The sequence below is a fragment of the Bacillus cereus group sp. BfR-BA-01379 genome (assembly GCF_022663605.1).
Taxonomy (GTDB): domain Bacteria; phylum Bacillota; class Bacilli; order Bacillales; family Bacillaceae_G; genus Bacillus_A; species Bacillus_A mobilis.
Window position 1 is genome coordinate 1 of record NZ_JAKUFT010000037.1, and the last position, 20,450, is coordinate 20,450.

Genomic DNA, 20,450 nt, shown 5'->3' on the forward strand with positions numbered 1-20,450 from the left:
TCACTTCGCAATACTCGTTCTGTCATACCGAGACTCGCTGACAAGTTTCTTCTTCCAATCGGCTGCATGAGCCTAATGTATTGAAGAATTTGCATTCTCGTTTGCATAACAGGTAGCAGATCAGGTAATAATTTTTTTGTGTTCTGAATCCATGAGCGCATATCTTTTCTCCTCACTACATTGGTTCATTTTTCCTCGTGGTCACTTTACGTCCCGTAGTGACATTTTGTGTCCCACATAGGTTAAAAAAATAATCCCTGCTACGTGTATTATTGTAACAGGAGATAGAAACTTATTCAACTCTTAACTGCATTCTTTATATAGTTTATTATGACACCTTTGTGAATGTTACCATATTCCACCTGTTTTCCGCCTATTTCTACAACCGGAATCATTAGATGATATTTTTCTAAAAGGTCATTATCTTCATATATATCTATTTCCTCAATTTGAAAAGAATATTCACATTGCACTTCCTGCAAAACTTGTTTCGCCTGCACGCAAAGGCCGCAATCTTTTTTTGTATACAGTACAACTTCCATCTTCTTCACCTATCCGATCGTTTTTCGTAATGACGACGCTGGAATATGCATTTGTTCTCTATACTTCGCCACTGTTCTTCTAGAAATAACGATTTCATGCTCTTCTTCTAATAATTTTGAAATCTTTTGATCTGAAAGTGGCTTTTTCTTATTTTCCGCTTCAACAAGCGTTTGAATAAACCGTTTCACACGCTTTGTAGAAACTGCTTCATCTTCAGTAGTAGAAACAGCATTACTAAAGAACGATTTCATCTCAAATAAACCGTGTGGTGTTTGCACATATTTATTTCGCGTTGCACGACTAATTGTAGACTCATGCACACTTAACTCTTCCGCTACCTCTTTTAAAGCAAGTGGCTTTAAATGTTCTGGACCGTCCCAGAAGAAATCATGTTGTTTTTCCATAATAATGGTCATCACTTGCAGAAGCGTTTGTTTTCTCTGTTTTAAACTGCGCATAATCCACTGCACATGCTGATACTTTTCTGATACGTAAGATGCTACTTCACTTTCACTATCATTCAGAAGTGCACTATACTCAGAATGAATTTCAATTCTCGGCATATTTCTCTCATTCATTTGTAAAACGAGACGATCACCATCTTTTTTCACCGCCATATCAGGCACAATGTAAAGTGGTTTATCAGAAGAAAACGCAAGACCTGGTTTCGGCTGCAGGGACGTAATACAGTTCACCGCCGATTGCAATTCTTCATTACTACACTTCAACACTTGAACGAGCTTTCGCCAATCCTTCTTCACGAAATAAGCGAAGTGATCCTCTATAACCTCTTCCGCTAATCCATTCCGTCTTTGTAAGCGCTTCAATTGTAAGGTTAGACATTCCTGAATATTACGCGCTCCTACCCCTGCTGGCTCGAGCGATTGGACAAGCTCTACAGAGCGGTCGACTACATGAATCGGTGCGGAAAGGAGATCCGCTAACTCTTCGTTCGTTTCTTGTAAATACCCATTTCCATCCATGTTCATAATAATGAAAGAAGCTACTTTTCGCTCTTCTTCATCTATTTTATAATACTGTATTTGATTTAATAAATGTTGCTGAATCGTTGTAGAATCCACACTGTAGATCTCCATCTGATTCTCGACTTGTTTGCTGGTACTTTTACTGTTGTTAGAGCTCTTTTTCTTCTCCCTCTCAAAACCACCTAACTCAATAAGGGGATTCTCTAACGATTGCTCATACAAAAACTCCGATAATTCTTGTACATTATACTGGAGCATTGTAATCGCTTGCCTTAACTCTTGTGTCATTGCCAAACGTAAGCTTTGTTCTTGTAAAAGACTTGCCTTCAAACTAATCTCCCCCTTGTTTCTATTGTACAATAAGTTTGGTAAAAGGAGAATCCTCACGCAGACACCCATTCCAAAATATTATTAATTTATATGTATTAATGAGATTTACAACTTACAACCGAAATTTGAATAATATTGAAAGAAAATAATACGCCGAAAAATTATTATCAAGTACTAATAGTAAATCTTATTACCAGATATAACAAGAGGGAAATAAAAAAAGTCCTAACCTACAAAACGTAAGTTAGGACTTTTTGACGCGCCCAGAGGGATTCGAACCCCCGGCAGACGTGGTACCGGAAACCACCGCTCTATCCGACTGAGCTATGGGCGCATGAAGATTATGATAATATCAACGTTTAGCCTCCGTCTTGTTTCGATTTGTTCTTACCGAAAGTTTAACGTAGGACACGAACTCCATCGCTTAGGTGTTCGCTTCTTTACATATGGATATTATAGCCTGTCGTCTATCTAATACGCAAGTATAAAAATCTCTTCTATCCTATATATAATGCGCCTTCTCTCACTTTCTTCGTGGTCTTCGTACTCTGCGCAAAACGGCATAGAACGAATTTAGACGCAGACACTAAGTCCACGCCCTCGCCTTTACTCTTCGTTATGTTCCTGCTGCGTACTATACGCACGTTTTACGTTTACATATAGAACCTTATCGTTATGATGCTGGGAACGTTGTGCAACCTCCATAGCTGCCGTAACATCTTCCCGTGTAATCTGCTCGTTATTCCCTAGCTTCGCCTTTACATCGCTACGCATTACGTTGATATTGTACATTTTAGTTTTCCTCCTTTTTGTACGCTTCAGGTAGTTCTTTATTTCTGTAAATATACCCTAGCTCATCGTCACTCATTTTCGGCAGTTCTCTATAGTCGAACACATCATTAAAGAAAGGCGAAGCACCTTTGCGTCCTCGACTTAGTTCGTTTAGTTTTGATAATAGCCCTCCGAACTCATCGTTTAGCTGGTAATATTCTAGTACTGTGCGGTAGTATTCTCCAATAGCCTTTTGCGCTCGCTCTACGATTGGCTGTACACGTTCTTTTTGTAGCATAGGGTCGATAGTACCGAACCAATCAGCCGCTAAATCATCTATTGTAATTTTCCCTTGCAGCTCCTGTTCGGCGTACTCGTTCGCCTGTTTTTCTTCTTTCTCTGCGAACTCTAACGCAGCTCTAGCCTTGTCGATATCACTTTGCGCCTTCTTCTTTTGAGTAGCAACACTTCCCCCTGCAAACTCTTTCTTTAAGACGTCCTCGTATGCTACTACAGCAGCCGTTACGCCCTCTTTCGCATCTTTTACCTTTTGTGCGTATCTTTCCGTTAGTGCTAATGCCTTTTCGTCTTGTTTCTTATAGTCCTCGTATAGTTTCCATTCCATCTTTCGTTTCCCCCTCTAGTTTTTCGATTAATTTACGCATACAGCTAATAAGCACTGTGCGCCATTTCGGTAGTTGTTTTTGCTGCTCTTTTTCATTCGGATCTTTTAGCTCGTATAAATCTATTAGAGCCTCTTGTGTTCTCGCATCTTCGATACCGCGTAATGTTTCCGACGTCTCTTCCTGCGCCTTGAAATGCCCAGTTATATCACTCGCCGTAAGACACGCTAGGTATATAGATTCATCGCTTGTCCATACGTCGAACGCTGGTAAGTCGTCGCAATTCGCCCACACCACTTCACGCATCTTCTTCGTTAGCGGCATCTCGGTTGCAGGTGCGATTACCTGCGCGAGTAAATAATTGTCGTCGTATACATAAGCGCATAAGAAAGGGCGACCTCGTAGTTTATGAATGTTAACCACCATTAACGGACGCATACAGCTACACCCACTTTCGTACTTCCATCTTTCTTTTTAACTGTAGCTCGTGCAGCTACTTGCGCTTTAACCGAATCCTTTAGCACTTTTAGCTCTTGTTCGTACATAAATGCGTCTATCTTTGCAAGAACTTCGTCGCCTAATAACGTTCGTATTCTTCTCACGCTGTCTTTATTCGGACTTTGTAAATCGCTCTCCCAACGAGTCACAGCGAGTTGATTAACACCTACTAGCGCACCGAACTCTGTTTGCGTTAAATCTAGTAGTTGTCGTGTAAAACGGATTGTCGCAGCATTCATTTTTATCGCCTCCTATAGTTGCGTATTTTATATATGGTTCGTATGTAAAAAAGGGAACTGGACGCCACGTTAATAGCGCCCTCTCTAATGCCATTGGATAGAATGTAGCGGCGTAATAAGTACAGGCAGCTTCCGTAATACATAAACCGAAGCCGCATACGAATTTGCGTACTTACCTAACTAGATTGAGAATAGGTTCGTACCCTACTCTCTTCACTTATATGTACGGCTACGGGTCGATTTCTTGTATACTTCGCTTAAATTAATTAAAAGAAATACGGAAATAATTCGTCACTAGCGAAGCTACCTCACCTTTGTCGTTACCTCTGTCGCATAAATACGGATGTATCAGTATTGCTTTTCCTTTTGTGCCTGTATCGAACGTGGCTACTGCACCTTTACGCTTTAAACCCGATAACAGTACGCTAAAATGGCTCTCTTCCACGCCTAGCAGCGCAGCAGCTTCCTTAATACGTAACGGTTTCGCTTTGTCTACGTCTTGCTCCGTCGGGTCGTGCGTTAACATAAGAAACTTGTGATTTACGTACGCAGTCGCTTTAAGCAGCAGCCCCGCTTCATTGTCAGTTAATTCATCTAGTTTCTCTTTCGCATATACTCTATAGACCTTCGTAAACGGCTTCGCTTCCTCGCTCTTTCCGATAGAAATAAGGCTTTCATCTACATAAAAAACGCTACGCCTTCCTTCGCCCTCTCTATGGACTACACCTAGAGCTTCTAATCGTCCGATTGCTTTCTTAACACCGTTCGTGCTCTTTCCTAAAAGGCGCTGCATATCCGACTGTTTAAGCGGTTTTAGCCTACCTTGTGCATCTCTTTTCCCAGTAACGAGCCTACTGCCGTTCCCTAGTCGCAGATTTAAAGCTAATTTAAATAGCAGCCCCGCATCTAATAGCGATATATCTTTATTGATTGCGTTCATTCGGTCATTGATCACCTTTAAAAATTCTCGCTTGTCTTCCCGACTCTTCGCTGCTTCACGAGCTAGCTTGTCTTTGTATCCTTGACGCTGACGCTCTTCTCTTTCCTTTTGTTCTATTACGTCTCGTTTACTAAAAAATAACTCTCCCGTTTCCTCGTTTACGTACTCTCTTAATCCCATTTAGTAGCCCTCCTTTGTTTTCGGCACATAAAAAAAGTGCCTTCACAATGATAGGCGCCTCAAGTTTCGATTTTGGGTTAGGTCGATGAGTTTACACACATTGGTTAAAGTGATAGTTAGCTCGATTTGGCATTGGTTTTAGTGACAGTTTCGAAATCACCCCAAACCCTTGCGGCTGTAAGGTTATACCCCGTTTTCCGCTATGAGTACGTTCTTTATCTTATGTTCATAAGAGCGCCCTGCCTAGCGGCATTTACGCAGCAATATACTAATAAAACACCTCCCACTACTGCGAATACATTTGAAGTCGATGAGCGTAGCGAAAGAGACACGAGGCTGCAAGTCCGTATGCTATAGCGCAATAAGCATCCATGTGCGGTCTAGCTAACATGGCTCTAACGCACACTAACGATAACTAAGTAAGAACGATAGCTATATAAGTCATTACTGCGCAGAGATACGCAGATAGATATATAAAGAAATTGCGAAGGTTTAGCGCTAAAGGCGGGCAACTGTTACGCCCCGAGTTCAAAAATGAAATCTATAATTTCTGAGGGGCTGCTGTGACGTATTCGTGGTAGCCGTTGGGGGAAATGGATAATTTCGAGTGGGCGGCGTGCTGTATCGTTGCGCTGCACTTCACGGCTTCGCAAGTCTTCGCCCGCTGCTTCGCTGCCGTTCACTTCGATGATAAGTTTCGATTGCGATTCCTTTTTAATGCGTTTCTTTCTTCGCAAGTAATCTTCTTTGCTGCGCTTGCAATCTGCATCGACTGCACTTAACTTCGCACTAACATTCTTAATCGTTTATCTTTCGGATCACCTTTGATTCGCTAATTGAATTACAATGATAGAAGTCTTCGCAATCAATATGAATGAAGAAAGAACAACACTGCAAAGACTCGCTGCTTTCCTCGCATTCAACCACTCTCGAATACTTAAAGCTGCGCAAGACTAGCCGCATAGTAATAGGTGGCATGGACATACGCTATGCCCCAGCAGCATGTCGCCCTAGCCCTATCCGTATAAGGTACTGCGCCCACCTCTAAAGGTACAGACGTCGCACGAAGCCGTACAAGGTTTATAGAGGTGTTTTAAGGTGTTCGAACACTAATTGTATTACCTAATCGCATATAAGTCCGTGTGTGTAGCGATATGCAGCCACCTATCCGCCCTGTGCCATAACGTATCGGGGTATAAGGATATATAACGCCCTGTTGGTAAAATAGCCCTGCCTATGTGAGATAATATGCCGCCCTGCATCGCAGCATTTGAATGTAAGGGGACGTATCATTAACACTAAAAGTGTCATAACTTAAAGGTATTGACACCATTTTAACGACACGATAGAATCGGTACATCAAAAGGTGTCATAACTTAGTATCATAAGTGAACACGAAAAAAAGGCGGGTACATATGAAATACGGATACGCAAGGGTAAGTACATTACAGCAGAATTTAGAGGCGCAAATACAAATGTTAGAAAAGGAAGGTTGCGACATTATCTATTCCGAGAAGTTTACGGGAACGAAGGCAGACCGCCCTAAGTTTCAAGAAGTACTATCGAAACTAGAAGCAGGCGATACATTGGTGGTTACGAAGCTAGATAGATTCGCAAGGTCTGCGGTAGATGGAATACAAACAGTTAAGGGGCTATTTGAAAGAGGCGTAAGAGTTCATATCCTTAACATGGGATTAGTAGAAGATACAGCAGCGGGGCGATTAATCTTTAATATTATGAGTTCATTCGCTGAATTCGAAAGAGATATGATTGTAGAGCGTACGCAGGAAGGCAAGGCAATCGCAAAGCAACGTGACGACTTTAAAGAAGGTAGACCAAACAAATACACACCGAAGCAAATAGAGCATGCGTTAGGATTACTAGAAACACATTCATATACACAGGTAGAGCAATTGACAGGCATTAGTAAGAGTACGTTAATACGAGCGAAGAAAAAGAAGCAGGGCGCTAAATAAATAGCGTCTTTTTTGTTATATGCGTAACCCCTCGAGTTATGGACGGCGCCCCCCGACCGACCTCGGAGCAGCTGTACAGCCCCCCTGTTTTCGTATATATGTAAACTTGCGTAAACAAATACAACTAACTAAAAGTAAGCTAACACCTTGCAGCTCTAAGCGTCCAGCGTTCCTCTTATAAAATTACACGAGTTTACATCATGTAAAGCTTTGTTACTCCTACTCATACAAAAAAGGAGCTGCGATATATCCAACATGAGAGCGCTGGAACACAACTCCATAGCCTACGCAGAATTTCCACAACTACGTATACCGCTTCTATTAGACGTACAATCGCTAGTAGAAGTGCTAGAAGACTATTATATCATTGCGTACGCTGCGAAGTACAACGCGAGTCACATAAGGCATCGCCAATCCTCGTTAAATATCGACGCACACCAATATAAATCATGCCGCCCTCTTTCGCTTAACAAACGACCTCACTGCGCCCCTAGCGCTATTAAATGTGCACCCTGTTTTCTTCGCCAATCTTCTAGCAATATCGCATGTATTTTCTATGTGATCCATATCGAAAACGATGTCCACTATTAGGCATCCTGCCAGCATTTCGAAAAAAAACACGTCAGGATAGGAATGTATAAAAAAATGAATATGATATTCATGGTCTGCTACACACTACATTCTGATAAAATGAATTAAAAGGAAATTACTGTAAGGGGATGGTGAATTGAGCAAGAAAAGCTTATTTGAGCTATTCTTAGTAACGTTAGCTTTACTATTCCTTCATGTAAGCACATTTACCAATGAAAAATTGAACGATAAATTTGGCAACTTTACCTTCCTTATTGTACTTCTCATGTTTTATATCAACGTTGCATTTATAGAACGGTATTTTGATGATATACAAAAGTGGATTCGAAATATCACATTTTTTCTTGCCCTGTCAGTAGTAATTTTAGTATCACTATGGATAGATTACTTTTGACAAGCGTGGCTTTTTCCAAAATGATGGCGCTACCCCATCGCCATCAAGCAAAAATTTATAATACCTCCAAAACGAAAATTTTGTGCCTTTTATAGCAACGAAGTTTATTTTTATCGTTTTTGGGGCAACCTGTTCTGTTAGGTTGATGGGCATGCGTCAAGACCCCGTATGCTTCTGTTCCGACCGTCACTAAGTTAAATCAAGTTCACGTATTTGTCTTTTTCATTCTTAACAATTAGAAATATTTTGAATGTAATCCACTCATTTTAAGTAAGAACATTAATTAGTTACAGGAAGAATTGATGAAATACTACACTCTCTTAAATTATTTGAAATAAGAACTTATACTATTATTAAATTTGGTAATGAATTATTTTAATGGACTAATTAGAAGATAATGGATAACAACAATAATAAACCAATTGAATTTATTTGGTATAATATTGTTAGCTTTGAATTTTCAGCGGAAAGTTTGTGGATCTGCATATTATGTATAATTTAAATAAATTTTAGGGGCGAAGATAATTGAGTACTAATATATCTGGAGAAAATCGAAATAAATTGTTAGCACAAATTGAGGAAATAAAAAAATCTATTAGCGCTATAGAAGATTCAAAAGAAGCAGCAAGGTTAAAGAATTATTTGAATGGTATTTCAAATGAATTAAATATAAAAAAATACGGGCTTATTTATGAGGAACATGAGGAAACACTAGACCGACTATTAAAAGAGAATCTTCCCGTGTTTACGGAAGAGAAAGATTTATATGTAGATAATGGTGGAGAAATGAACTTCTTATTGGAAGGTGATAATTTAGCTTCATTAGAATTACTTTCTAAAACTCACAAGGGTTTGGTTGATGTTGTTTATATTGACCCACCATATAATACTGGTAATACAGACTTCACGTATGACGATGATTATGTAGAAAAAGAAGATGCATATAAACATAGTAAATGGTTATCATTTATGAAACGTAGATTAGAGTTAGCGCATGAAGTTATGTCTAACGACGGAATTTTATTTATGAGTATCGATGATAAAGAACAAGCAGCTTTAAAAATTTTAACAGATGAAATTTTTGGAGAAGATAATTTTATTGTTGCATTACCAAGACAAACGAAAAAAAGTGGGAAAACTACAGGCTCATTCTCAAAAAATCATGATTATGTTTTAGTATATACGAAACTAAATAAAGATGTTTTTGTAATGGAGGAACATATTGATGATAATTATAAATATGAAGATGAGTTTGTTGATGAACGAGGTAAATATAAATTAAATCAAACATTAGATTATGACAGTTTATCTTACAGTAAAAGTTTAGATTATCCGTTAGAAATTGATGGGGAAATTTTTTATCCAGGAGGAAGTAAAGAAAAACATTTAGAACGTCAATCTGGAAAACATAAACGCGCTGACTGGGCATGGAGATGGAATAAGGAAATGTTTAAATATGGGTATGAAAATGGGTTTGTTGTTATCAAAAGAAAGAAGGATGGGACGGCCCGTATCTATACTAAAACATATTTGAATGCCAAAATTGAGAAAAGAAAAAGTAAAGGAATGACTGAATACTTTATTAAGTACGTGCATAAGACAAAGCCACTAAGCTCAATTGAATTAACTCTTAATAAATATTCAAATGATAATGCTAAGAAAGATTTAAGTGTATTCAATTTGCAAGATGAATTTGATTATTCTAAACCTGTAGATTTAATCAAACGCTTAATTTCATGTCACTACAATCCAGATGCATATGTTTTAGATTTCTTTGCAGGTTCGGGAACAACTGGACAAGCAATTTTAGAATTGAATAAGGAGCGCGGAGGCAACCGTAAATTTATTTTGTGTACAAACAATCAAAATAATATTTGTAGAGAAATAACTTATAAACGAGTTAGCAGTCTACTAAAAGGGTTTGAATATAAAAAAGAATATATGGTAGAACTTTTAGAAGAAAAATTAACAAAATCAGCTCTAAAAAAAATTGATAAGACTTTCAAGGAAATTGAAAGAATTGAAAGTAATAATGAATTTGTCCAATATAAAACAGAATCTAAGGATGGATATTTAAGACTATTTGGCATTAATACAAAAAATGAATACTTTAATCCATATAAAGGGAAATTAAAATATTTGAAAGTTGAATATGTGCCAACGGAAGATTTGTTTTATGAAGAATACGCAGATGAACTTTTAAACTATATTCCAGCTTTGGTTGAATTAGAAAATGGTATAAATTTAGATGATAATAAAGAATTTAAAATTATTCTTACAGATGAAGAATTAGAAGAATTTATACGGAATGATTCTCTAGATAAATCTAGTATTTGTCGAGTGGTTTATTTAGGACATGATGTTCTTACTAGTTCTTTACAAGAAAAATATTTTAAAGAAAATGGCATCGAGGTTAAGATTATACCAAATTACTATTACAATGAACTGGAGCGATAGAAATGCTTGAATTAGCAAAATTTCAATTGAAAGCTATTAGTGAATTAAATGAAAAAATGTTAGAAAATAAGCATGAAATAGTATTGAAAAGTCCTACAGGTTCTGGTAAAACGATTATTTTAACACACTTTATTGATCAATATATAAAAGGAAACCCTAATAAAGTTTTTATATGGTTAACACCTGGGAAAGGCGAGTTAGAAAAGCAAAGTAAAGCAAAAATGGATAAGTATATTCATAATAGCTCTACAAAACTTTTATCTGATGTTATGAATAGCGGCTTTGAAGAAGATGATGTTTGTTTTATAAACTGGGAAAAGCTAACTAAGCGAGGTAATAACGCTTTAAAAGAAGGCGAGAAAGTTAATTTTAAAGAGCACGTTAAAAAAGCTTTGAATAAAAGTTTAGAATTTGTTGTTGTAATTGATGAATCACATCAAAATAATACTTTAAAAGCGAATGAAGTTCTTTCGTTGTTTAATGCAGATAAAGTAATAAGAACTTCAGCAACCCCAACATATGGGAAAGATGTTGCTCTTATAGAAATATCGGAATCTGAAGTTATAGAAGAAGGATTAATAAAAAAAGTATTAGTTATTAATGAGGGGTTCAGTAGTAATACATTGATAACAGATCCAAGTGAATTTCTAATAGATAAAGCGCTCGAAAAGCAGTTTGAACTAAATACAAATTTTAAAAGGTTGAATTCATCAGTAAATCCTTTAATTATTATCCAATTTCCAAATGACAGTGATGAAGCGATTGGAGCGGTTGAAAAATACTTAGCAACAAAAAATATTACTTATGATAATGGATTACTAGCTATTTGGCTAAGTGATAAAAAAGAAAACTTAGAAGATGTAGAAATGAATAATGCGAAGCCTATAATAATTCTTATTAAACAAGCAATTGCTACAGGCTGGGATTGTCCACGTGCCCATATATTAGTTAAATTACGAGAAAATTCGAATGAAGTTTTTGAGATTCAAACTATTGGTCGAATTCGTCGTATGCCCGAAGCTAAACATTATGGAAAAGATAAATTAGATTCTTGTTATCTTTATACTTTTGATGAAAAATTTACTGAAGGCGTAAAAGCAGAATTAGGCAAAAATGCATTGAATGGTAAAATATTAACTTTGAAACCAAAATTTAAAGACTTTGGATTAATCAATGAACAAAGATCGGGATTGAGTTCTTCGAATGACGCAACAATAGCAATAAACTCTATAATGGGGTTTTACAAAGATACTTATCATTTAGATGATGATTTAGAAGGTAATAAATCAAAACTTGAAGAAGGTGGTTATGTATTTTCTAATGTTATTCGTCAAAAGACTTTTTCAGGATCAGTACAAAATTTAAGCGAAGATGATTTTAAAAAGTTAGATAGTATCAATTTGACGGAAGAATTAGATGTTAATAGACATAGTCGAGATTATCATAATCGCTTAAGTAGAATTGGACTGCGAATAAGCCTTACATATGAAAAAATGAGTACAATTGTGAGAAGGTTATTTAATAAGTCATCAAAAAACAAAAAACTACTTGCACTAACGGTTAAAGACTTATATGCATTTATTATTAATAACTATAATAAGTTAATTGAAGATTTTGTTGGCGCTATTTCTATGGCTGGAAAAGGAAAACAAACTCAATTAAATTTATTCTTTGACCAAAAATTTAGTTTCCCTGAATCATTTGTTTTTACTTATGATGGTAGTAATAAAATTCAAGAAGTGTATTCTAAGAATATTTATAAAGACTATCTAAGTTCGGCAGAGAAAAGATCTGATTCAGAAAAAAGTTTTGAAAGATTTTGTGAAGATACAGAGAGTGTAGATTGGTTCTATAAAAATGGTGATAAAGGTAGTGAATATTTCTCTATCGGATATTATGACAATGCTGGTACAGCTAAATTATTTTATCCAGACTATATAGTTTCAGTTCAAAACACCATTTGGATTGTAGAAACTAAAGGTGGTTTCAGTAATAGCGGTAAAAGTGAAGATATCGATGCCTTTTCACGTATGAAGTTTGATTATCTTGTTAAATATGCAAATAAGCATGCATTACAGGCAGCTTTTGTTAGAAAAGACAAAAGTAACAATGAGTTATTTATTTGTACAGCAGATTATAGCGATGACATAAAAAGTGATAGTTGGGTACAATTATCAAAGGTATTTTCATAATTAAAAGCACCTCTAATTTTAGAGGTGCTTTCTTTATGCTTTAAGGCATTGGGACACAGTCTTGAAGTTTACAATTCCAATAATTTCTGACTCCTCTTCCGTGATTCCAAGTTTGACTTTGTCTATTATTTTGGTTATTTAAACGAATATTCTCAATGTCTTGAGGGGTAGTTTTAGCATAACCCGACAATGTATTTGTATATCTATCATCAACTTCTAAGTCAACAATTAGTTGATCAATTAAGGCATTTAAAACATTTTCATTATAAAGAATTCCATCCTCAAATACAGTATTAACAGCAGTTAATAAATTAGCGTAATTTCTAGGAACGTAGTTTACATCAGTTTCAAAGTATAACTGATATGCAATATCATAAGGTAAATCAAGGGGCATAGTAACGTTATTATAATTGTCATAAGCAGTAACCTTTAAGTCATACCAACGTAAACGATAGGCTAAGTCTCTATTTAAATGTGGTACTTTAGAAGAGTTAACTTCTACCCTTAAATCATTTTGCGAAAAGTCATAACCTTGTGGATTATGAAGAGTGAAATTGTCAGTACGCACTCTGTCATATTCATTTGTTATGTTGAAACCTCTATGCATTAAATATGTTATGAGAGCATTTTTAGCTAAATCGCCTTGAAAAAGGTTATCTAAGATAGGCCTACCATTGGCAAACCCTTGAGACGTATAAGGAAACTTCAAAATTGCTGTAGTAGCAGCCCATCTAATATTCTCATTTGAAATTGGAATATGTACAATATCATTAATTGTTACAGCCATTAATTTATTCCACCTTTTTATATAAAAGTAACACTATTACTCTTTTTTGTACAGTGAAATACAAGAATTTTCAGAATGTACGTACTCATAATTTTTTTCTTATGATGAATTGTATTATCAAGCGTAACAACTCAAATAGGGGTAGCACCACATCACTATCAAGCTAAAATTTTTTACTATCCATAAAGCGAAAAAGACATTATCCTTTCTGTAAAATTATAGGAAAGGATGGCGTGGCTTTATGAATCTTTCGATTCTTGACGAACTTCAACCAATTGCTGAAGAATTACAACGACATATGTCTCCTCATGCTCTAGAACACCTAGCCAAAGAAAAAGGATTCGTTCAACGAAAGAGTAAATATCAAGCACAGGAATTAGTTGCTTTATGTGTATGGCTTAGTCAACAGGTTGCAAATACATCACTCACACAATTATGTAGCTGTCTTGAAGTATCCTACAGGTGTTCTTATCAGTCCTGAAGGACTTAACCAACGATTTAATACTTCTGCAGTAAAGTTTCTTGAACAAGTGCTAGCTAAACTTTTAACTCAAAGAATTCATTCAACAAAAGAAATAACTCATCAATATATCACAACCTTTAAGCATATTCGGATTCTGGATTCTACAACATTTCAGCTTCCAGATAAGTTTTCTTTACATTATCAAGGTTCAGTTGGAAGTAGCCATACCGCAGGAGTTAAAATTCAATTGGAGTATGACCTATTGAGTGGAAAGTTCCTGCACGTTTATGTAGGAGAAGGAAGAAAAAATGATAAAACCTTTGCTTCAACAAGCCTACAAACCATTCAACAAAAAGACTTGTACATAAGAGATTTAGGCTATTTCGACTTACATGACTTACAGAAGATCCATGATAAAAAAGCTTACTATATCTCACGTTTGAAATTGAATTCTCGAATCTATCGTAAGAATGATAAGTTAGAATATTTTCGAAATGGAACCGTAAAGAAAGGAACACTCTATATTCAGTTAGATATGGAAGAACTCATGAATCAATTATCCCCTGGTCAAACAATGGAGATTTCAGAGGCATACATTGGACAGTATCAAAAATTACCTGCTCGTGTTATTATTCATCGATTAACAAAGGAACAAACAGAGAATTGGTTGAAGGAGCAAGCAAAAAAAGAAAGGTATTACCTACAAAGAACGGAGTAAAAGGTTGAGTGGAATCAACGTGTATATTACGAATCTTTTGGCAGAAAATGTCCCAACGGAACATACCCATGACTTGTATTCATTACGCTGGCAAATTGAAATTTTGTTCAAAACATGAAAATCTTTCTTTCAAATTGACAAGTGTAAGGAAATCAAGAACGAACGCTTAGAATGACATTTATATGGGCAACTCATTAGCATTTTACTCTGTTCATCGACGATGTTCAAAAAACGTCAGTTACTCTGGGATAAGGAAAGAACTAAGTGAATACAAATTCATCTATATGATAAAGAATTATTATCTATTGCTTTATGAAGGTTTACAGAAAAGCATCCATGAATTATTAAAAGTTTTACTGCGTTTGTTTTATCTTTTAGAGAAAAACGTGAGGAAATCTCACCGATACGAAAAGAAAACAGTCTTTGATATCTTAGGCGTCGTATACAACTTTACTATATCTCACAATCATGTAGCGTAATCAAAAAAATTGAAATCCTATAGGGTGTATTTAGTATGCAAATCTTTAAAGAACTTACACTGGACCTTTAGAAAAAAGAAGAAATCTCATATGAAATTAAACTTATATAAGCTTAGCTTGATGGCTAAGTGGCGCTACCCCATATAGTACGACTTGCCACATTGCGTTTTCATCGTTTCTTGCTTTGATTGCTAGTGCGTTTAGTTCTTCGTTTCTCAATTTTCCCTCTAACTGTGTTTAATGGTAGTTATCTATATTTCCCTCTAACCGTGGTTAGTGGTAGTAATTTCTTTTAAATCTCTTAAAATTGCTTGACCTTAGGGTCTTTCGGTTTTTATCATGCCGCAGCGAAGTTAGGAAAACGGCTGGCGGCAGACTTATCCCCTATGCTGAAAGACTACGCAAAAAGTAATCAATCAGAATAGAAAGGATAAGCGTCTACATTTAGGCTTCGGTTAATGCCATGCCTTGTTTCGTCAGTGTTCCTTATGTATGACCCTATTCGCTTAACAGTTTTCACCGTATGTACCCTTTTTCGTAGGCTTGTCCTCATAATATCGTCCCTATGCGACAAGCTGAATACACTCCCTAGCGTCGTAACGCTAACGATAACCGCCCGAACCTTTTAGACTAAACGCCTAGGTAAGTTCTCACCTTCCCGTAGCGTATGAATAGGAATACATTACGGGGCGCTATCCTTGTAAAAGCATACTAAGTACTTTCCGCACGACCGATAACAAGCCAAACAGTTTTTAATGTGGTTTACAGGCAATTCCACTTTAGGAAATTACCGTACCAGCACCTAAAAAAGACAATAAGAAACTAAGCCTTGCACCCTCGATTTTTTTTCGATAGAATGAAAGCTAGATGTTGTCGGACTGATACGGCTTGTCCTGTATTCAGTTTCGATGTGTGTATGTTTGGGGTCGTACGTTGCAGCGTACGGCTCTTTTATTTACTTTAAACCCCGTAATCGTTCTTAGCAGCTACCTTTTCGTACTGCTCTTTTACCGCTTCGTCGTTCAAACGGACATATCGCATAGTTGTCGTGATGTCTGCATGTCCCATAATTCGCATTAATGCGTTAACACTTCCACCATTCCGTAAGAAGCTCGTAGCAAAGGTATGGCGTAAACTATGAGGCGACGGACGGCATTCTTTTAAAAGCCCCGCTAACGTACCATAGCGGTACATACGCTTACGCAGCAAATCATTATCTATCACTTTACCTTCTTGCGTTAGAAAGACGTTTGTAATACCTCCAAAGTACTCTCGACTTTCGTCTATAAGCATTCGTAGCTCTTCTGCTACCTTCTTCGTCATAGGTACAGCCCTAGTTTTACGGTTCTTATTCTTAGCGCCTGCTAACATAATTGTAAAGTTATCAAAATCTATATCGTTAACCTCTAGCTGATTTACTTCGTTTACACGCAACCCGCAGTGCAGCATAAGCAGCATAGTGCAGTAATCTCTGTAGCCCGCGTACGTCGTCTTATCTACCACACGAAATAGGCGCTTTATTTGATTGTTATTTAGCGTAAAAATCGGTGCTTCATCAGTACGCAGTTTTACAAAGTCTACAGCGGGATTACTTTTAATGTAGCCTTGTTCATGCAGTCGCTTAAAGACCGATTTCAATGCCGATATACGAATATTTACAGTAGTAGGTGCTAACTCTCGATTGAGCAACTTGTTAATATACATTTGTACATGCGCCACCGTAATGATCTCGACTTTCTCAATATTCAATTCTCGCATGAAATAACGGAAGAGCTTACTGTAATCGTCTATAGTTCGCTTTCTAAACCCTTCCGCTCGAAATGCCTGCGTAGCAATCGTTATCGCTGCTTCTGTATTTAATTCTTCCGCAATACCGATAAAATCGACTACTTCCTTTCGCCTTTTTACCACCCGTCTACTTTTCAACATAAAAAAGAACCCCCTATCTGAAATAAATTCCAGACGGAAGCTCTCCGCATATGTATTATCATTATCTTCACTTGACTACACGTAGCATCTTTTTACTATGCGACAATAATTCGCTAATGCCTACGTAGGACGTTTGCGGTTTGTTCCCGCTCATGTTAAGCGTTAAAAACTCTGACAAACAGCTCTATACCGCACCCTAAAACGTATTTAGTTCCCTTTGTCATATAAGACGTGGTACCGGAAACCACCGCTCTATCCGACTGAGCTATGGGCGCATGATTATAAAAACACTTCATTTTCTTTTCATAATAATAGCAATAAAATCCATCTAAATCAATAAAAATATCCCCATAATCCTCTATGCACCCTAGTTAGGAGTAGATTAACAAAGCACTGCCCCCTAAATTTTCCAATCATAAATTCACCCCAACTCACAAATTATAATCTTTGAATTGATATTCCAAAGGGGGCTTCATTCAATGACTGTAATTACAAAATTAAAGCAAACTGTTTCTGGATTAAAAAGTGCACAAGCTAGCTTAGAGGGATTCGCTCTTGATACGGATAACCAACAAGCAAAGCAACTTTTCCAAACAGCTGCAGAGCAAACGCAAACGATTATCGATTCTTTAAACCCACGCGTTGAAGAAGTCCAACAAGAAGAACCACAATACTCACAGCAATAACGTATTCGTCATGCTGTGAAATAGAAAAAGGATGATATGCAGTCATCCTTTTTCTATCACATTACATATTGCAATAGAAATGGAATGATAATCATGCGAAAACTCGGCCTCATAACCGCATTATTTGCCCTTCTATGTAGCTCTTTTACCGGATGTGATAATAGTCCCTTAGATAAAAAAGTGAAAGAAGAAGCAAAACGAACGGAGAAAGAGAAAGGTCCCAAATTAACAAAGACGAGTACGGAATCATTTAATCAATCTATATCACAAGGAGCCAAGAAAAGAGCTCTCGCTATGGATGAAATTATAAAAAGCACAGCAGTGAATTCAAATTTAGATCTCTACATAGCAGTTACACCGGAGCACCACGAAAGGTTTGGATTAAAACCTTTACGTAAGAAGCTTCAAAAGCAGCTAAGTGATGAACATCCTACTTTCGATGTTCGTGTAAGTACAGATAAAAAAATCTTTATGTTACTCGAAAAACTTGAAAAAAGGATAAAGGAAAAAAAAGTATCTAAAGATGAGATTAATAAGCAATTAAAACTCATCGGGAAAAAAATGGAGTCTAACACTTAACGCTTTTTAAAAGAAAAGGAAGGATTGCAATGTCTAGTAAAGATAAGAACTTAACCCCTGTGCAACAGGAGTATAAAAAATTCGAGCAAGAACGAGAACCGAAGCGCCCTGTCTTGAAAAATTGTATAAAAGCCTTTTTCGTCGGTGGTTTTATTTGCTTCATCGGACAACTCATTTCTACTTTTTACATCACATATTTTGATTTCACTGAGCGTTCAGCAGGAAATCCAACAGTCGCAACGCTCATTTTCATTTCCATGTTACTAACTGGTTTCGGTATATATGACCGCTTTGGGCAGTTTGCTGGCGCAGGCACAGCTGTACCTGTCACTGGATTTGGTAACTCTGTTATTGCCGCATGTATCGAACACCGAACAGAAGGATTCGTACTCGGCGTTGGAGGAAATATGTTTAAATTAGCCGGATCCGTTATTTTATTTGGTGTATTTTCAGCTTTCGTCATCGCACTTATTAAAACGATTCTCGTTCAATGGGGAGGGCTATAAATGTTACAAGGACACCGAACATGGGTATTCGAAAACAAACCAGTTATTATCTCAACGGGGGTAGTTGGTGGACCGTTTGAAGCGAATGGAAATATACCTGAAGACTTCGACACCCTCCATGAAGATTTATGGCTCGGACAAGATTCTTACGAGAAGGCGCACAAAATTTTATTTGAAGAAGCTTGTAGCCGCGCTACTGAAAAAGCCAAGCTTCGTAAAGACGATATCCAATTTGTACTTGCAGGAGATTTAATTAATCAAATCACTCCAACAAGCTTTGCCTGCCGTACACTCGGAACACCATATCTCGGATTATTCGGCGCATGTTCTACTTCAATGGAAGGATTAGCACTCGGGGCAAGCATTGTAAATGCAAAAGGCGCAAAGTATTTATTAACTGGAGCATCCAGTCATAATGCCGCTGTAGAAAAACAATTCCGATATCCAACTGAATACGGCGGTCAAAAACCTCCTACCGCACAATGGACAGTAACTGGAGCTGGCGCAGCTATTTTAAGCGACACTGGACATGGTCCTAGAGTAACATCTGCAACAATTGGACGAGTGATTGATATGGGATTAACAGATCCTTTTAATATGGGTGGTGCGATGGCCCCAGCGGCTGTCGATACAATTGAAGCCCATTTACGTGAACGACAAATTGACCCCTCTTATTACGACTTAATCGTAACAGGTGACCTTGGACATGTCGGTCGCGAAATTGCCTACGACCTACTACATAAACACGGAACAAAAGTAACAAGTGAACAATTCCAAGATTGTGGAATCATTATTTACAGAGACGGACAACCAGTCATAGCTGGGGCGAGTGGACCAGGATGTTCCGCAACAGTCGTGTACGGTCATTTATTAAACCGAATGAAAAGAGGAGAGTTCAAAAAAATACTTGTCGTTGCGACAGGCGCTTTACTATCTCCACTTACATTCCAACAAGAAGAAACGATTCCGTGTATCGCTCACGCCGTTTCGATTGAATTCGGAGGTGCAACGCAATGATTTTTTTCTGGGCTTTCGTCATTGGCGGACTCATCTGTGTAATCGGCCAACTTATGTTTGATGTCGGCAAGCTAACACCCGCTCATACAATGGCAACACTTGTTGTTGTCGGCGCTATACTGGACGGATTCAACCTGTATGAACCATTAATTGATTTCGCTGGAGCCGGGGCAACTGTACCTATTACAAGTTTCGGTAATGCCCTCGTTCACGGCGCAATGGAAGAAGCTGCAAAACATGGTATCGTCGGCGTCATTACCGGCATGTTTAAAGTAACGAGCGCCGGCGTATCTGCAGCTATTATTTTCGGCTTCATTGGAGCATTGCTATTCAAACCGAAAGGATAAGGTGTTCGTATGACAGTTATCGCTAGCGTTAAAACCTGCCTCGCTAGTGTAAGGGGCGCTCAAGCAAGTTTAAGCTCTCTTTCACTAAATTCACAGGACGCGGAATCAAAACGTGTATTTCATGAATGCATGTTAGAAATGGACAGCATCATCACTGATTTACAGAATAGAGTTTCAGTATTAGAACGTGAAGAACCTCAATATAAAGGGTTTTAAGTA

At 37.4% G+C, this 20,450-nt stretch carries 19 protein-coding genes, 1 tRNA gene and 2 pseudogenes; 11 read left to right on the top strand and 11 right to left on the bottom strand.

All coding sequences use genetic code 11. The features are described from left to right. From MR113_RS28600 to MR113_RS15405, 9 genes and pseudogenes are all read right to left on the bottom strand, one after another. A pseudogene (locus tag MR113_RS28600) lies at positions 1–161 on the bottom strand (hypothetical protein); the annotation flags it as partial. A gap of 135 nt (positions 162–296) precedes the next feature. Further along, a complete protein-coding gene (locus tag MR113_RS15370; protein ID WP_063263114.1) occupies positions 297–542 on the bottom strand; it encodes a glutaredoxin family protein in 246 nt (81 codons plus the stop codon). A gap of 9 nt (positions 543–551) precedes the next feature. Beyond that, positions 552–1,859 carry an RNA polymerase factor sigma-54 gene (gene rpoN / locus MR113_RS15375; RefSeq protein ID WP_242255307.1) on the bottom strand — a complete coding sequence of 436 codons (1,308 nt, stop codon included), beginning with the start codon at positions 1,857–1,859 and terminating at the stop codon, positions 552–554. Between the two features lie 258 nt (positions 1,860–2,117). Further along, positions 2,118–2,193, bottom strand: a tRNA-Arg gene (locus MR113_RS15380). 272 nt (positions 2,194–2,465) lie between these two features. Continuing rightward, positions 2,466–2,651 carry a hypothetical protein gene (locus MR113_RS15385; protein WP_000282377.1) on the bottom strand — a complete coding sequence of 62 codons (186 nt, stop codon included), beginning with the start codon at positions 2,649–2,651 and terminating at the stop codon, positions 2,466–2,468. 1 nt (position 2,652) lies between these two features. Then, positions 2,653–3,255, bottom strand: a complete 603-nt coding sequence (locus MR113_RS15390) for a hypothetical protein (RefSeq protein ID WP_000454949.1) — start codon at positions 3,253–3,255, stop codon at positions 2,653–2,655. Further along, positions 3,227–3,691, bottom strand: a complete 465-nt coding sequence (locus MR113_RS15395; RefSeq protein WP_001247663.1) for a hypothetical protein — start codon at positions 3,689–3,691, stop codon at positions 3,227–3,229. Before MR113_RS15395 ends, MR113_RS15390 begins: the two co-directional genes overlap by 29 nt. Then, a complete protein-coding gene (locus MR113_RS15400; RefSeq protein ID WP_000990554.1) occupies positions 3,679–3,990 on the bottom strand; it encodes a helix-turn-helix domain-containing protein in 312 nt (103 codons plus the stop codon). The genes MR113_RS15395 and MR113_RS15400 overlap by 13 nt, the downstream gene beginning before the upstream one ends. 262 nt (positions 3,991–4,252) lie before the next feature. After that, positions 4,253–5,110, bottom strand: a complete 858-nt coding sequence (locus tag MR113_RS15405; RefSeq protein ID WP_000524276.1) for a hypothetical protein — start codon at positions 5,108–5,110, stop codon at positions 4,253–4,255. A 1,415-nt stretch (positions 5,111–6,525) separates the two neighbouring features. On the opposite strand from MR113_RS15405, the gene MR113_RS15410 reads away from it, so the two are divergent. From MR113_RS15410 to MR113_RS15425, 4 genes are all read left to right on the top strand, one after another. After that, entirely contained in the window at positions 6,526–7,086 is a 561-nt protein-coding gene (locus tag MR113_RS15410) for a recombinase family protein (RefSeq protein ID WP_000873656.1), read from the top strand. 727 nt (positions 7,087–7,813) lie between these two features. Further along, positions 7,814–8,071: a DUF3963 domain-containing protein gene (locus MR113_RS15415; RefSeq protein ID WP_242255308.1), complete on the top strand. Its 258-nt coding sequence runs from the start codon at positions 7,814–7,816 to the stop codon at positions 8,069–8,071. A gap of 525 nt (positions 8,072–8,596) precedes the next feature. Continuing rightward, positions 8,597–10,528 carry a site-specific DNA-methyltransferase gene (locus tag MR113_RS15420; protein ID WP_000106167.1) on the top strand — a complete coding sequence of 644 codons (1,932 nt, stop codon included), beginning with the start codon at positions 8,597–8,599 and terminating at the stop codon, positions 10,526–10,528. Between the two features lie 2 nt (positions 10,529–10,530). After that, entirely contained in the window at positions 10,531–12,720 is a 2,190-nt protein-coding gene (locus tag MR113_RS15425; protein WP_242255311.1) for a DEAD/DEAH box helicase, read from the top strand. Positions 12,721–12,760: 40 nt separating this feature from the next. On the opposite strand, the gene MR113_RS15430 is transcribed toward MR113_RS15425, so the two are convergent. Next, a complete protein-coding gene (locus MR113_RS15430) occupies positions 12,761–13,507 on the bottom strand; it encodes a hypothetical protein (protein WP_000301536.1) in 747 nt (248 codons plus the stop codon). A gap of 241 nt (positions 13,508–13,748) precedes the next feature. Between MR113_RS15430 and MR113_RS15435 the strand changes: the two are divergent. Further along, positions 13,749–15,167, top strand: a pseudogene (locus MR113_RS15435) (IS4 family transposase). A 960-nt stretch (positions 15,168–16,127) separates the two neighbouring features. Here MR113_RS15435 and MR113_RS15440 read toward each other — a convergent pair. Beyond that, positions 16,128–17,096: a tyrosine-type recombinase/integrase gene (locus MR113_RS15440; RefSeq protein ID WP_000920415.1), complete on the bottom strand. Its 969-nt coding sequence runs from the start codon at positions 17,094–17,096 to the stop codon at positions 16,128–16,130. Between the two features lie 479 nt (positions 17,097–17,575). Between MR113_RS15440 and MR113_RS15445 the strand changes: the two genes are divergently transcribed. The 6 genes from MR113_RS15445 (at position 17,576) to MR113_RS15470 (ending at position 20,447) form a co-directional block, all read left to right on the top strand. After that, a complete protein-coding gene (locus tag MR113_RS15445) occupies positions 17,576–17,782 on the top strand; it encodes a DUF1657 domain-containing protein (protein WP_000216160.1) in 207 nt (68 codons plus the stop codon). Between the two features lie 93 nt (positions 17,783–17,875). Further along, a complete protein-coding gene (locus MR113_RS15450; protein ID WP_242255313.1) occupies positions 17,876–18,361 on the top strand; it encodes a YhcN/YlaJ family sporulation lipoprotein in 486 nt (161 codons plus the stop codon). Positions 18,362–18,390: 29 nt separating this feature from the next. Next, on the top strand, positions 18,391–18,867 hold the full coding sequence (spoVAC, locus tag MR113_RS15455) for a stage V sporulation protein AC (RefSeq protein WP_000095399.1): 477 nt from the start codon (positions 18,391–18,393) through the stop codon (positions 18,865–18,867). After that, complete coding sequence (spoVAD, locus tag MR113_RS15460; RefSeq protein ID WP_242255315.1) at positions 18,868–19,884, top strand: stage V sporulation protein AD; 1,017 nt, start codon at positions 18,868–18,870, stop codon at positions 19,882–19,884. Next, complete coding sequence (gene spoVAE, locus MR113_RS15465; RefSeq protein WP_000575922.1) at positions 19,881–20,231, top strand: stage V sporulation protein AE; 351 nt, start codon at positions 19,881–19,883, stop codon at positions 20,229–20,231. Before spoVAD ends, spoVAE begins: the two co-directional genes overlap by 4 nt. Positions 20,232–20,240: 9 nt before the next feature. Continuing rightward, positions 20,241–20,447, top strand: coding sequence for a DUF1657 domain-containing protein (locus tag MR113_RS15470; RefSeq protein ID WP_002034728.1), 207 nt, complete (start codon positions 20,241–20,243; stop codon positions 20,445–20,447). Positions 20,448–20,450 lie beyond the last annotated feature (3 nt).

Bases quoted from the DNA above. Each gene is read 5' to 3' on its own strand.
- MR113_RS15370 (WP_063263114.1), bottom strand. From the start codon at position 542: ATGGAAGTTGTACTGTATACAAAAAAAGATTGCGGCCTTTGCGTGCAG.
- MR113_RS15385 (WP_000282377.1), bottom strand. From the start codon at position 2,651: ATGTACAATATCAACGTAATGCGTAGCGATGTAAAGGCGAAGCTAGGG.
- MR113_RS15390 (WP_000454949.1), bottom strand. From the start codon at position 3,255: ATGGAATGGAAACTATACGAGGACTATAAGAAACAAGACGAAAAGGCA.
- MR113_RS15395 (WP_001247663.1), bottom strand. From the start codon at position 3,691: ATGCGTCCGTTAATGGTGGTTAACATTCATAAACTACGAGGTCGCCCT.
- MR113_RS15400 (WP_000990554.1), bottom strand. From the start codon at position 3,990: ATGAATGCTGCGACAATCCGTTTTACACGACAACTACTAGATTTAACG.
- MR113_RS15405 (WP_000524276.1), bottom strand. From the start codon at position 5,110: ATGGGATTAAGAGAGTACGTAAACGAGGAAACGGGAGAGTTATTTTTT.
- MR113_RS15410 (WP_000873656.1), top strand. From the start codon at position 6,526: ATGAAATACGGATACGCAAGGGTAAGTACATTACAGCAGAATTTAGAG.
- MR113_RS15425 (WP_242255311.1), top strand. From the start codon at position 10,531: ATGCTTGAATTAGCAAAATTTCAATTGAAAGCTATTAGTGAATTAAAT.
- MR113_RS15430 (WP_000301536.1), bottom strand. From the start codon at position 13,507: ATGGCTGTAACAATTAATGATATTGTACATATTCCAATTTCAAATGAG.
- MR113_RS15440 (WP_000920415.1), bottom strand. From the start codon at position 17,096: ATGTTGAAAAGTAGACGGGTGGTAAAAAGGCGAAAGGAAGTAGTCGAT.
- MR113_RS15445 (WP_000216160.1), top strand. From the start codon at position 17,576: ATGACTGTAATTACAAAATTAAAGCAAACTGTTTCTGGATTAAAAAGT.
- MR113_RS15450 (WP_242255313.1), top strand. From the start codon at position 17,876: ATGCGAAAACTCGGCCTCATAACCGCATTATTTGCCCTTCTATGTAGC.
- spoVAC (WP_000095399.1), top strand. From the start codon at position 18,391: ATGTCTAGTAAAGATAAGAACTTAACCCCTGTGCAACAGGAGTATAAA.
- spoVAD (WP_242255315.1), top strand. From the start codon at position 18,868: ATGTTACAAGGACACCGAACATGGGTATTCGAAAACAAACCAGTTATT.
- spoVAE (WP_000575922.1), top strand. From the start codon at position 19,881: ATGATTTTTTTCTGGGCTTTCGTCATTGGCGGACTCATCTGTGTAATC.
- MR113_RS15470 (WP_002034728.1), top strand. From the start codon at position 20,241: ATGACAGTTATCGCTAGCGTTAAAACCTGCCTCGCTAGTGTAAGGGGC.